The following is a 12414-nucleotide window of genomic DNA, read 5'->3' on the forward strand; positions in this document are numbered from 1 at the left end:
CGTCAAGCATTGCCGCTGGGTAAGGCGTATCTCTTGTTCATCGGGAACGTCCGATGTTGCTTGGAAACACTGTTACTTGAACTAGGAGATATGAAATGCCGCTGGTTACGATCGATGTCATCAAGAACGTTTTCACCCCCGAACAGAAGCACCAGCTGATCGAAAAGGTGACCGAAGCCATGGTCGCCGTGGAAGGCGAAGCCATGCGCCCGGTCACCTGGGTTCGCATCATGGAAGTCGAGCAGGGTGACTGGGCCATTGGCGGTCAGCGCCTGGGCGCCGCGGACGTTCATGCCATGTCGGGCAAGAAAGTCGCCTGACGCTGCAAAAAATCTGTTGCAAGAAGGGCCGTGCCTTGTGGCGCGGCCTTTTGCGTTTTGAACGGAAGATGCCGGTAGGCGCTCATGCGCAATGAGACCCTTGCTTCCATGCTGAACGCATCACCTGCCGTCAAACCTCAAGCGAGGGAAAATCGTCCTGCAGCTTGTCGGAATACCTGCCGTCGAACGTATGAAGCCCCGCATGGCGAATTTCGGTCTGGTAGTCCAGCCAGATGGTGCCGCCGCAACCGCGTACCCAGCGCAGGCTGAAGCTCTGGTCCTCATGCAGGAACAACCGACCGCTTGGCGTCGGAAGGTGGCCGAAGAAGTCGTAATACTCCATGTCGGCATGGGCGGGGATCAGCGACATGTCGGGGTAGTTGGTGACGACACCGCGTTCCACCATCGTTTCCGGCACCTTCCGGCTCAAGAGCGTCAGGCCCTGGCCTCCGGCGGGAATGGAGATGAAACCATCCCGGTGCTCGGGGTGCCAGTCGGTGTTGTCATAGTCGCGAAGCTGGTGATTGTAGGTCATGCTGCGGGAAACGAGCTGTTCCATCGGGCTTCGCTCCGCTTCCGGCAGGGCGGTTTCCGCTTCAATCAGCTGCCGGAGCAGATCCCAGTTGTAATATTTCTGCGGGTAGGAGGCGCTGACGAAGTCGCCGCCGAAGGCGACCAGACGCCACACGGCCGCAGGCGTGAACTCCATGTCGGAGTCGAGCATCAGCATGTGGCTGAATTGCTTGTGGGCGAGGAATTTGCTCATAAGGTGGTTGCGGTTGATGACGAGGTTTGCGGCACCATAGGTTTCGAACGCAAACGGCAGTCCGTGGTGCTGGAACTCCTGCGTCAACGCGATGAGGGAGCGAACCGTTGGCAGTTCGACCTGGCCGCGGGTCGGCATGGCAATCATGATGATGAGCGGTGTTGCTCCGTCGGCCTCATTCGCCATTTCCTGTTGCCTCTCTGAAGGTGATGCCGGGGCATGGATTCCGGGTGTCTCGGGTCAGGCGTCAGGACCTCGGCAGAGTTTCACCGGTTTCCTATGGTGCTTTCTTTGGAGTTACGAGTTGCGCCGGTCGCAGCTCTTCTGCTTCCTTGAACAGTGAAAAGGTCTGGTTCACGTAGCCGACGACTCCATTGATCTGCTGCAGATAGGCTTGCAGCTCCGGAGTGTGTTCCGCTTCCACCAGCTGGATGGCGCGAGACTGCGGATAGACTTCAAAAAGAACATAAAACAGCGGGTCTCCGCGGCGCAGGATGAGGGGGGCGGAGATATCGTGCCATTCGAACGCCCATGTCAGCGTTCTCGGCCAGACGTTGATCGGGAACCTTCCCGGTATCATCAGGCCGGGAAGCAACGATTTCCCGACATGCTGAAACGGTGGCAGCTGCGACATGTAGGTGGGGTCGTCCGCAACGAAGATATACGGCAGGCGCATCTGCAGGATGGGGCGGTCGGGCGAGCGCCATTCTTCGCGCGGATGAAGGATGATCAGGTGAGCGAAGACATCGTCTCGAACCGAGGACATTGGCCCGTCGGCGTTCACGACCACGGGTTCACCGAAGTCGGTTTCGGCCATCTGAAGGGAAAGGTCGCAAGGACATAGTACTTCGAAAAGCCTGCTTTCGAGCCCCAGGACCGCAGGACAGGCTGTCACGGATTTGGCATGGGTTCGCTGGCGCGGGGCTGAGGGCTGTTTCAGCCTTTGCGGTGGCTTGTAGACCAGTTGGGATTCGTCACCCGCCAGCAGCCAGCCGATCGTTGCCGGCCCGCTGCCTTCAGTGTTTCCGCCGCTTGCATCGACGGTAACGTTGAAACTCAGCACGGGAGCACCGCCCTTGTTATCGCCGGAATTGTGCACTGATCCAGGGCGGAGCTGGGAGCCAGCGATTGAGGCTCTTGTCGAGATAAAGGCCGGTGACGGTGTTGTAGGAAACGGTCACGGGCTGGCGGGTAAAGGGATCCGTGACTTGCCGCGTCTGAATTTGAGAAACGCCGTAGCCCGGTGAGAAGACGGTATTTGCGTTTGGAACCCGTGACCCCGCGCGCCCCCCGTAGACGGTGTTCATTATCGCGCGCCGTGAGCCGGGATGTCCCGGGTGGATGGTGTTCATTCCCGGTCGGCGGTAGCCTGCGCCACCAGCATAGACGGTCTCCATAGCTGCCCGCCGGAAACCGGGATGGCCGGCATAAATGGTATCCATCGCAGGTCGGCGATGACCGGGATGTCCAGCGTAGATGGTATCCATCACCGGTCGGCGATAGCCTGGATGACCTGCATAGATGGTGTCCATCACCGGTCGCCGCGCGCCCGGATGCCCTGCATAGATCGTGTTCATCGCCGGCCGTTTGGAGAAGGGAGCGTATCCAGCCGGACCGGCGGTGAGGGTTTCGGAATGCATCTGTCCGGGCCGACTGCCCATGGAGCTGTCGGCTGACGGTCTTCTGCCTGCGCCCAGTTTTACGAGATCTTGATCGATCCCCGGTTTCTTTCGGTCAACCAAAGCTTATCCCTCAAGAACCAAATACTATAAAAGATTTAAGTGCTAAACTGACATAAAGTTACAAAATGCCTCTGCTTTCCGCAACTCCTTTCAGAGCTTCGCCTACGTTCCTGACGACATTGCTCCAGTCACGCGGATGCTGTTGCCGGAAAAAACGCATGCCCGGATACCAGTCCGAACGATCTCCCTCAAAGCAGTGATACCAGTGGGGAAAAGTGTCGAGCAGAAGCCAGACCGGTGTGCCGATCGCCCCGGCAATATGTCCCACAGCACTATCGGTCATCACGATGACGTCCAGCGACTGGATCATGGCGGCGGTTTCGGCAAAATCGAAATCGTCACAATCGATGACAAGATCACCCAACCCGCCTTCGATGAGCTGGCGATGGGGCGGCCCTTTCTGCAGGCTGTAGAGTTGAACGAAGGGCAGTTCGGCAAGCGGCAGAAAATCCGAGAGGTGTGCTGCCCGGTCCGCGTTGCCACCGTAGTCCACGTTTCCCGACCAGAGGATGCCGACACGAAGCGGTGCTCTCGCCCTTGCAAGCAAGGCGTCCCGCCTTTCAGCAAACGCCGGATCACACTTCAGGCGCGGAGGTGGGTAACGGGACGGATCTTCGACACCAAGCAGATAAGGCAGTGACAGAAGCGAGATCTGAAACTCGCAGCCATACCCAGGGAGCTCTTCAACATTCTCGACCCAGATGTCGACACCTTGAAGGTTCTGCAAGAGGTGCGACAGGGCCGGGGGACACAGGAAATGGACGCTTGCGCCGGCAGCCTTCAAACCTGGCAGAAACCGCGCCGCCCAGATGATGTCGCCGTGCCCACCCTCGGGCAGAACCAGGATTTTCCTCTCCGTTGGCGGAGATCCGTCCCAGAAGGGCAGGTGGTGAACGGCGGCCGGAGTGACGCCGGCGCCGAAGCGATGCTCCCAAAGCGGCCAGCCACGCCGATAGTCCCTTTGCCCCAGAGCCAGCCAGGAGGCTTCGATAGCTGAACCGGCGTCGTCCGGATCGTCGTGCAAGAGCCTCTGAAAGATGTTGAATGCCTCGCCGTGCCTGCCTGATCTGGAGCGGGCGACGGCCAGGACATAGTCTATTTCAGGATCGTCCGGCTGCAGGTTTTTCAGCTGTTCTGCCACGGCCAAGGCATTTTCCGGGCGTCCGAGGCGCAGATAGTGCGCAGCAAGGCGGTGCAGGGCGACGATGCTTGGCGGCGTGATGGAAGCAGCCCGGGTAAGACAGGCGAGTGCAGCCGTATCCCGCTCCTCCAGAAGATGAACCTCCGCCTGCAACAGCCAGGCGTCCACATGACCCGGAGCGAGCTTCAGGCAGGCATCGGCATAGGCAATTGCCGTGGCACATTGCTCCCGGCCGAAGCTTCGCAGCGCCATTTCGTACAAGTCATCTGCCGTCAGGGGGCCGGGGTCTCTGGTCATTTGGCCTGCTGTGCTGTCCCGTTCACGTTGCTCTGTAGACTTCGTCTATGCCGATAAACTCGATCACCTCGTATCCCTTTCCGGCCATGAAGGTAGGGATCTCGGGACTGTCGGTAATGTTCTCGATGGTCCACACTTCGACCGGGATGGTCTCGAAGGGAAACTCTTCCAGGACAGCCATCTCGCCGCCTTCAACGTCGAGAGACACATAATCGATACGCTCAATTCCCGCGTCTGCCAGTATCTCCCTGATCGAGCGTACCGGTATCTTTGCAATGCGCTCGTCGTGCTCGGGGTGCTGCCGGATCCTCTCCAGAAGGTCCGGAGCGATGTTTGCGAGCAGACCGCCGCTTTGGGTGTAGCCGGCTCGGATTTCCAGGAAATCCGCGAAAGGTGTCGGCGAGCCGACCGCGGCGTTAAGGCACGCGCAGCCGCGGACGGACGTCGCCTTTGCAAAGTTCGCCGGTGACGGCTCAATCAAAAGCCCGGTCCAGCCAAGTTCCTTTTCGAAGAAAAGGCTGTTTGAACCAGTGAGCCCGTCATATCCGCCAAGTTCCAGGAAAACGCCGCCTGTACGGTGTTTCAGAACCTCGTCGTTCAGGAACTTGTCCTGGCCGGATTGGCTGAAATACTGCTGGTGCATGCCCAGGGCCTTTTCCACGGCCCAGATCTCGTGCCGCAAGCCGCCCCGGCTCGGCCCGAAAACATGTTTCAGCTGACCGACAAGCGTTTCCCGAAGGTCTGTCAGGGCTTGCGGAGAATACTCGCTGTAGAATTCCGGCATGGTCATGAGGCAGTGAGGTCCTGGCTGATTTGAAATTGCTTTGAATTGAATGGTTCAAATCCATGCGAAAGTTACCTTAGGTTAGTTCAGGGTGCTGCCCAAATTCAAAGTCTTTGATGATCCCGCTGTAAGGGGGCGCAAGGAGCACGCACTGGAGAGGGCGAAAGGTGACGGCGCGAATGAAAGACCAGACATCCGCATCCAGCCTGACCGAGGCATTCCTGGAGTGGTACATCGCCAACCGGCACAGTCCGGATCTGGCCCAGCTGAATGACTATCTGCTGAATGCCGCCTTGTCGGCGCGGGGCTACAACAATCTGGAGAGCGGCGAGACCTTCTTCGTGAAAGAGATCCTGGCCGCCACTGCACCGAGGCTCTGTTTCGACATCGGTGCGAATGTCGGCCGATACAGTCTTGATCTGTTGAACTACACGTCCGCCGACGTCATTGCCTTTGAACCGCTGATCTCAACGCATGGAGAGCTGGTGCGAAACACGCAGGCGTACGGCGACAGGATCGTTTGCGAAAACGTCGGGGTTGGTAACTTCGACGGCGAGGGGATACTGCATTTCGATGCAACGAACCCTGTTCTTGCCTCCTTCTCGCAGGAGGTGAAGAAGGTGAGTTATGTCACAAACGAGCAAACGGTGAAGGCGCGGGTGACGTCGCTTGATACCTATTGCCGGGTAGCCGGAATAACGGCGGTAGATCTTATCAAGATCGACACGGAAGGCTTTGAGACCGAAGTGTTCGAAGGGGCTGCCAGGGTGTTTTCCGAAATCAGGCCGCGGTTCATCCAGATGGAGTTCAACTGGCACCAGATGTTCCGCAGCAGGACGCTGAACGACTTCGCGGAAATGCTTCCAGAATACGACGTCTATCAGTTGCTGCCGAACGGTTGGACGCGGCGGGAGCCGAGAGATCCATTGGCGAATTTCTACCAGTTTTCAAACTTCGTGTTCGTCTTGAACGGACAAGGGGAGTTTCTGCAGACTGCCGACGGCGGCGTATGATTTTATCTCGACAATACGAGACCCGAGTTCCGTATTGATCTCCTGCTTCAGTGCCGCGCGTTTGTCATTTGTCTGGTAAATGCGTCGTGCCAGATCCACGAAGCGGTCCTTGCAATCCTGCGATCGGTCGTAGTTGCGGATGTCGTCTTCGAAACTCCACAGACTTTCATTGAGGCTTTTCAGCCGGGCCTTCCAGGTGTGGACCTGGCCCGTATCAGGCATGTGCCGGTCGTAAATCTCGCTGAGCGAAGCCAATTCGAAGCGGACGTGTTCCAGTTTCTCCGGAGCGGATATACGGTCGGCCTTGATTTCAAGGATGGTGATCTTGTCGAGGAGTTCAGCCGGTGAAATCGGTATGTAGATCATGTCGACCAAGACACATGCCTTTATGTTCATCCCGCTTGTTTCAGAACTGTAGCATCAAGTCGCTGGTCCGTTAATTGGCGTGCTTGCAAAGCAGGGGTACTGAACCTCCCTCCGAACAAAAAAAGCCAGCCCTGCGTCACCAGGAGCTGGCTGATTGCATGTTGCTGCAGACAGGCGATTACTGCAGCAGGGCCGGGGCGTTGTCCGGAACGGGGGCAGGCGGCACCTTGGTGTGGGTGAAGGCGGGGACGGCTGCTTCAAAGGCGTCCAGCCAGGCCACAAGTTTCGGATGGGTCTGCCGCCATTCGCCGGCAAAACGGATATCCAGGTAGCCGAGGGCGCAGGCGAGCGTCAGGGAGCCGGCATTGACGTCTGCGGCGGTTGCCGGAACAGGCGGCGTGTTGTCTTCAAAGTGCTTCAGGCCACGATCCATCTTGGCTGCCTGATAGGCGTCCCAGGCCGGATCACGGTACTTCGGTTCCTTGAAGCGCTTCTCATAGACCCGAAGGATGGCCGCATCCATGATGCCGTCCGCCAGTGTCTGGTCGCGCAGGACCGGAAACCGGGCTTCACCCTCCGGAAACAGCTTGCCGCCGCCTGCCAGGAAGTCGAGGTATTCCAGAATGACGGAGCTGTCGTAGAGAACATCACCGTTTTCCAGGACCAGTGCCGGGATTTTGCCGAGCGGGTTCTGGCTGCGCAGGCTGTCAGAGGGATCGGCAGTGTTGGCGTCTTCGATCTCGACCTTGCCCTTGAGGCCGAGAATGGACAGGGCGAGCTTCACCTTGCGGCCGAAAGGCGAAGGGGGAGACGAGCGAAGTTTCATCATGGGTCCGAACTCCTGAAAGAAGAAGGCGGTTGGGGTGTCTAAGACGGTTAGCGTGCGCCGGGGGGCGGCACGGACAGGCTGCCGGCACGGCAGCCGGATCTGTCGACCTCGCGGCAGGCGCGGAATTCCAGATCCCGCGTGAGGCAGATGCGGACTTCCTCAAGTTCGCCCCGGTCGCAGGTGACGGCAAGCCCGTCCTCCTTGAGGCCCGGATTGGCAAGCCGGAAGGCTTTCTCAACGGTATCGGGTGCTGCCTTGCCGCGCTTGTCGAGTGTGCGGAAGGCCCCGGGGATCGTGATCTTGTCGAAAGCCTCGCGGGTGAGATCGAAGTAGTCTTCCGGCGTCAGGCCGGAGCAGGTGCCATGCTTGCGCCACTCGTGGAAGACGAGATTGTGGCTCGGCATGATATCTTCCATCGAAACGGCGATTTGCCGGTCGATGCGCTTCGGTGCGCCTGGGCAGCTTTCCGGGAAGCCACGCTCGTATTGGGGCCACAGGCCATGCACGACGAAGCGAAAGGGCTTGGAGACATCACATTGATGCGGATTGGCATCCGCGCCCTGTTGCTTGCAGTAGGTCGGCGACCAGGACAGGGCGAGGACATAAAAATCGAATTTTCCGGACTGATCAGCAGAGGCTGGCAGGCTCAGAAGTCCCGCCAGAAGGCAGGCGGACAGTCTTCCGATATGGCCGTGCAGCGCCATGGATCAACCTTCTTGGGGAAGCCGTGGCCTTAGTGCGGGCGCGCCGTGCTGCAATGGTCGCCGTAGACCCGCCACTTGTCCAGAGGCGCGAGGCAGGCTTCCACATTCCAGCTGAGCCCGACGAAACCGGCGTGCTCTTCCACCATGTAGTGGACGGATTGAATGGTGCCGTCCGACAGGCTGGCCGTGCCCTTGCAGTAGCGGCGCTCGATCGGGCTGACGTCATTGCCGCTGTTGTTGACTTCACTGATGCCGTCGATGCTCAGGATCGTGCGGCCGCCGTAATAATCCTTGCGAGCCCGGGCGACGGTGCCTGCGACGGCACTTTGAACGGATGCGGCCGTGCAATCCGGCAAGCGCTTGTCACTGCCAAACGAGAAGTAGACACGGTCGTCATTCGCGGCAGCCGGTGCAGCCAAGCTTGCGCAAAAGGCCAAGGCTGACAGGGTCAAGCAGACGGATCGGGCAATACTCACGGCATAAACTCCGGAAATCAAACTGTGTAGGAGACGATGGGGGAGCCGGGTCGGAAGGTCAAGGTTCGATCCCGGTAAAAGTGTCACTGTAGGGGCTTTATTCGCCGATCAGCTGCGTTACGTTCCAGCTGGTGCCGGGTCCCTGGTGCAGGACGTCGCACAACCAGGGCAGAACCAGGCGCATTTCCTCCGCAAGCGTGAAAGGGGCGTTGATCAGTGTCATGCCCGAACCGAGCATTCTGGTGTCCGGGCCGCTCTTGCCAACGTTGAGGTCGAGGCTCAGTACGTCGCGCAGGCCAGCTTCGTCGAAGTCGCCATGCATGCGCCGGATCGCTCTGACATCCTTCATCGGATACCAGAGTGCATAGGTGCCGCCTGGCCATTTTCTGTAGGCCTTCACCACGGCGTCGGTCATGCGGGAGAATTCGTCCGTCACTTCGAAGGCGGGGTCGATCAGCACAAGGCCGCGTTTTTCCTTGGGGGGCAGAAAGCTTCCCATGGCAAGCCAGCCGTCCAGGTGGATGGTCTTGACCTGATGGTCACCTGCGAACCGATCCGCGAGCGTCTTGAAATCCGCCGGGTGGAGTTCCGTAAGCGTCAGGCGGTCCTGCTTGCGCATCAACTGCCGTGCGACCATGGGCGAGCCCGGATAAACCTTCAGCGCGTCGCCGTCGTTGAGCGCGCGCACTGCCGTCAGCCAGGGAGCAAGCAATTCGGCTATCTGAGGCGGAATATCGGCCTCAAGCACCTTGCCGATGCCCAGTTGCCATTCACCTGTCTTCTGCATCTCCTGCGAATTGAGATCGTACAGACCGATGCCCGCGTGGGTGTCGAGGATGCGGAAGGCCTTGTCCTTGCGCTGGAAATAGGCGATCAGGCGGGCCAGCACGACGTGTTTCAGGACGTCGCCGATGTTTCCCGCATGATAGGCATGGCGGTAGTTCATTCGGACGGGTTCCCGGAGGCAGGTTCAGCATCGCGCTTGAAGAAGATAACTGCCTTGTCGCCATGGTCTGCCTTGCCGATTTCCGAGAAACCGAGACGGCTGTGGAACCGTATCGAGCCCGGGTTGGCGGGGCGTTCGTTGACTTCGCAGACGAAAACACGACCACTGCCGGCAAAACGTTCAAACAGGGCGCCGTAAAGGGCGTCGCCGATCTTCTTGCCCCGAAGACTCTCGTCGACGCAGATCCGGTCGGTGTAGGCAAAATTTGAAACGCGTTCGCTCAGCCATTGATAATTGCGGCTGTCATAGCCGGCGCCGTCGCCCAGGCACAGCAGGAAACCTGCAGGCGTGTCGTCCACGACTGCAACAAGACAGACAAGGGCGGAATTGACCAGATCAAGCAGTTCTTCGGCTGTCAGTTCGTTGACGGCCGGAACAGCAGCATTGTTCAGCGGCAGCAACGCGCCGAGGTCGCCCGGCAGGAACGGTCGGATGGTCAAGGTATCGGATGAAACGGCAAGCATGGGGCACCACGGTGAATTTCGGACCCGCCTTATAGGGGCTTCGGCAGGAAGTGGAAAGATGTCCGCTGGATCCGTTGATAGCAGCTACTGCTGAGGATCAAGGGAAACCGGCACGGCTCCAAGTCAGGTCGGGGGAGGCGGTGCCGGCATTGTCGGTAAAAAGAATGTGGGCGCAGCAAGGCTGCGCCCACTTGCTTCATGCTCTCAAGCCTCTGTGTGGCAGGGGCTAGGGGAGCTTATTCTTCGGCAGGTCCGCCGTCGTCTTCCTGCGGTGCGTCGCCTTCTTCAAGCGCCTGCAGGTTGACCGCTTTGGGGCCCTTGCCACGACGATCCGGTTCGGTCTCGAAGGACACCCGCTGTCCGCTGTCCAGGCCGGCAAAACCGGACCGCTCGACCGCGGAAATGTGCACGAACACATCCGCATCGCCTTCGTCCGGAGTGATGAAGCCAAAACCCTTGTCGTTCTTGAAGAACTTCACGGTGCCAGACTGACGCGGGCCACGCTCGACCGGGGGCATGTCGCGCCGCGGGCGCTGCTGACGGAAGCCGTCGCCTTCGCCGCCTTCGCGCGGGCCGCCGCCATATCCGCCGCGTCCGCCACCGCCGTAACCGCCTTCACGGCCACCGCCGCCACCGTATCCGCCACGGCCACCGCCGCCGCCGCCATAACCGCCGCCATCGCGACCACCGCCGCCATAACCGCCGCCTTCGCGTCCGCCGCCGCCATAGCCGCCGCCTTCACGTCCGCCGCCGCCGTAGCCACCACGGCCACCGCCGCCGCCGTAACCGCCGCCGCCTTCGCGGTCGCCGCCACCGCCGTAGCCACCACGGCCACCACCGCCGCCGTAACCGCCCCGGCCGCCGCCATAGCCGCCTTCTTTATTGTCGTCGCGGCCGTAGCCGCCACCAAAATCATTGTCGCGTCCGCCGCGGTAGCCGCCATCCCGGCCGCTGCCATAGAAGTCTCCACCGAACTCGCTTCCGCCAAAATCACTGCCGAAGTCTTGCGGACCGCCAAACTCGCGCTTGCCGCCGCGCCGACCACGCGACCGCCGGTCCGAATCACCATCGTGCATTACCGAATCACCTTAATTGTTGCGCCCTTTCGGCACATAACGACCAACCTCACCCGCCTTCACAGTCGAGTCACCACACTCAGGCGCACTCCGTGCGTCTGATCAACATTCTGGGATCGGGTTGAAACAATCTTGCCACATCCCTCTCCAGCCGCTGCGTTATCATCATAAGGGCGGGACAGGGAAAATCGCAAGAAAATCCTTGGTGCAGGCGCTAATTGGAAGCGTTTTTCGGAGGCCAGGTACTTGACCAATTGGACAAGTCAGGTTCCGTACCGTCACATGTTTTCCTGGCCGCTTCTTCCAGCAGCACCAGGCCGGTGCCGTTCCACACCCATCGGTTCCACAGGCCGCATTCGCCAACTCCTGAACCCTTGAAGTAACTTACGAGCTGTTGATCGGCCGGAATCCATCTTGCGTTGTAGATGAGATCCGTTGCGACCGGACCCTTTTCCGACATGCGGGCGACATGCACCTGACGGGCTGCGCCGTCCTTGCCGGAAAGGACAGCTACATAGGGGCTGTTGTAAGCGGTTGGAGCCCCGCAGGGGATGATGTAGAGCGCGGCGCTGTCGGCAAGCGGCACCCGAACGGCATTCAGGCTGGCAAAGATGGTCGGGTCGATTTCAGAGCACAGGCGGTTGGCAGACCAGACGGCAGCCACTTCCGGCGGGAGCTGGTCGGCGCTCATCAGCGGAATGGCGTGCGGGGCGTCCCTGGCTGGATCGGTGCCGGGGGAGACGATGGCAGCAACGGTGCCGGTGCGGTCCTGGCGATTGTCGAGCCACAACAGACTGGATTTGAGGCCGAGGAGGGGGACGGGTACCGCGACCGGGTCGGTTCCGGTGGTCGCAGGTACACTGATGGTGAGCTCCTTGCCCTTGCGCATGGCGTCAAGCAGCGTCGTTGTCGCCGGGCCTGTCGGATACCAGAAGCCTTCTCCACCGAGCGGCCGGAAGCCGGCTGGCGGATTGACAGCCGGCTGCATCTCGCGCAGCTGTTCGATCGGCAGGGCCTCGATCGGAGTACCGTCGACCTCGAATTTCAAGGTGCCGTCCTTGGGCAGCTCGGTGTTGGTGGTTACACGGACAAGAGGCTGGGCCTCCGCCTGCCAGTCGCGGACGATGCGCACATCGACCCAGACCGACTGGCTGCGGGTGAACGAGGAGGCAAAGCACACGCCGGTATTGCCGCAATCGACCGTCCAGCTTTCGAAGCTGGGCGTCGTCCGGCCAGGCTGCGCCATCGTGCTCGAAGCGCCCAAAAGCGCTGCGGCAACAGTCATCAGCAATGTCAACAGTCGTGGCGTCATCAGCTCCGGCTATCCGAATGTGCTTGGCGTCTTCCAACAGGTCCATACATCTTGTACGAAATGCACGCGGCCAGGTGAAGCCGCGATTGACCAGAAACACGACACCGGATGGTGTTGT

General features: G+C 60.0%; 15 protein-coding genes. 2 read left to right on the forward strand and 13 right to left on the reverse strand.

Features of this window, described 5'->3' with window-relative positions:
- Nucleotides 1-95: 95 nt before the first annotated feature.
- Nucleotides 96-320 (forward strand): tautomerase family protein, encoded by a 225-nt coding sequence (locus tag ACYQ6M_RS03705; protein WP_022998030.1) that lies wholly within the window; start codon nt 96-98, stop codon nt 318-320.
- A 130-nt stretch (nt 321-450) separates the two neighbouring features.
- Here the strand turns inward: ACYQ6M_RS03705 and ACYQ6M_RS03710 are convergent, their stop codons facing one another.
- The 5 genes from ACYQ6M_RS03710 to ACYQ6M_RS03730 form a co-directional block, all read right to left on the reverse strand.
- The gene (locus ACYQ6M_RS03710) at nt 451-1272 is read right to left on the reverse strand and encodes a hypothetical protein (protein ID WP_460072198.1); all 822 of its coding nucleotides are present in this window, start codon (nt 1270-1272) and stop codon (nt 451-453) included.
- Nucleotides 1273-1363: 91 nt separating this feature from the next.
- Nucleotides 1364-2149, reverse strand: coding sequence for a hypothetical protein (locus ACYQ6M_RS03715; RefSeq protein ID WP_460072200.1), 786 nt, complete (start codon nt 2147-2149; stop codon nt 1364-1366).
- 16 nt (nt 2150-2165) lie between these two features.
- Nucleotides 2166-2747 carry a hypothetical protein gene (locus ACYQ6M_RS03720; RefSeq protein WP_460072202.1) on the reverse strand — a complete coding sequence of 194 codons (582 nt, stop codon included), beginning with the start codon at nt 2745-2747 and terminating at the stop codon, nt 2166-2168.
- 139 nt (nt 2748-2886) lie between these two features.
- On the reverse strand, nt 2887-4266 hold the full coding sequence (locus ACYQ6M_RS03725; RefSeq protein ID WP_460072204.1) for a tetratricopeptide repeat protein: 1380 nt from the start codon (nt 4264-4266) through the stop codon (nt 2887-2889).
- A 22-nt stretch (nt 4267-4288) separates the two neighbouring features.
- Complete coding sequence (locus ACYQ6M_RS03730) at nt 4289-5056, reverse strand: FkbM family methyltransferase (RefSeq protein ID WP_460072206.1); 768 nt, start codon at nt 5054-5056, stop codon at nt 4289-4291.
- A gap of 173 nt (nt 5057-5229) precedes the next feature.
- On the opposite strand from ACYQ6M_RS03730, the gene ACYQ6M_RS03735 reads away from it, so the two are divergent.
- A complete protein-coding gene (locus ACYQ6M_RS03735) occupies nt 5230-6063 on the forward strand; it encodes an FkbM family methyltransferase (RefSeq protein WP_460072208.1) in 834 nt (277 codons plus the stop codon).
- Here the strand turns inward: ACYQ6M_RS03735 and ACYQ6M_RS03740 are convergent.
- The 8 genes from ACYQ6M_RS03740 to ACYQ6M_RS03775 all read right to left on the reverse strand — a co-directional run bounded on the left by ACYQ6M_RS03740 (nt 5998) and on the right by ACYQ6M_RS03775 (nt 12296).
- Nucleotides 5998-6459, reverse strand: a complete 462-nt coding sequence (locus ACYQ6M_RS03740; RefSeq protein ID WP_460072210.1) for a DUF6165 family protein — start codon at nt 6457-6459, stop codon at nt 5998-6000. The genes ACYQ6M_RS03735 and ACYQ6M_RS03740 overlap by 66 nt on opposite strands.
- Nucleotides 6460-6607: 148 nt before the next feature.
- Complete coding sequence (locus ACYQ6M_RS03745) at nt 6608-7258, reverse strand: glutathione S-transferase family protein (RefSeq protein ID WP_460072212.1); 651 nt, start codon at nt 7256-7258, stop codon at nt 6608-6610.
- Between the two features lie 47 nt (nt 7259-7305).
- Nucleotides 7306-7962, reverse strand: a complete 657-nt coding sequence (locus ACYQ6M_RS03750; RefSeq protein ID WP_460072214.1) for a ribonuclease T2 family protein — start codon at nt 7960-7962, stop codon at nt 7306-7308.
- Between the two features lie 29 nt (nt 7963-7991).
- A complete protein-coding gene (locus ACYQ6M_RS03755) occupies nt 7992-8438 on the reverse strand; it encodes a hypothetical protein (protein WP_208984223.1) in 447 nt (148 codons plus the stop codon).
- A gap of 97 nt (nt 8439-8535) precedes the next feature.
- Complete coding sequence (locus tag ACYQ6M_RS03760) at nt 8536-9384, reverse strand: 23S rRNA (adenine(2030)-N(6))-methyltransferase RlmJ (RefSeq protein ID WP_168684786.1); 849 nt, start codon at nt 9382-9384, stop codon at nt 8536-8538.
- Nucleotides 9381-9908 carry a GNAT family N-acetyltransferase gene (locus ACYQ6M_RS03765; protein WP_460072216.1) on the reverse strand — a complete coding sequence of 176 codons (528 nt, stop codon included), beginning with the start codon at nt 9906-9908 and terminating at the stop codon, nt 9381-9383. The genes ACYQ6M_RS03760 and ACYQ6M_RS03765 overlap by 4 nt, the downstream gene beginning before the upstream one ends.
- Nucleotides 9909-10144: 236 nt before the next feature.
- Nucleotides 10145-10984 (reverse strand): cold-shock protein, encoded by an 840-nt coding sequence (locus ACYQ6M_RS03770; protein ID WP_460072218.1) that lies wholly within the window; start codon nt 10982-10984, stop codon nt 10145-10147.
- 214 nt (nt 10985-11198) lie between these two features.
- A complete protein-coding gene (locus ACYQ6M_RS03775) occupies nt 11199-12296 on the reverse strand; it encodes a DUF1176 domain-containing protein (protein ID WP_460072220.1) in 1098 nt (365 codons plus the stop codon).
- Between the last annotated feature and the right edge of the window lie 118 nt (nt 12297-12414).

Source organism: Roseibium sp. ROS1, assembly GCF_054658215.1.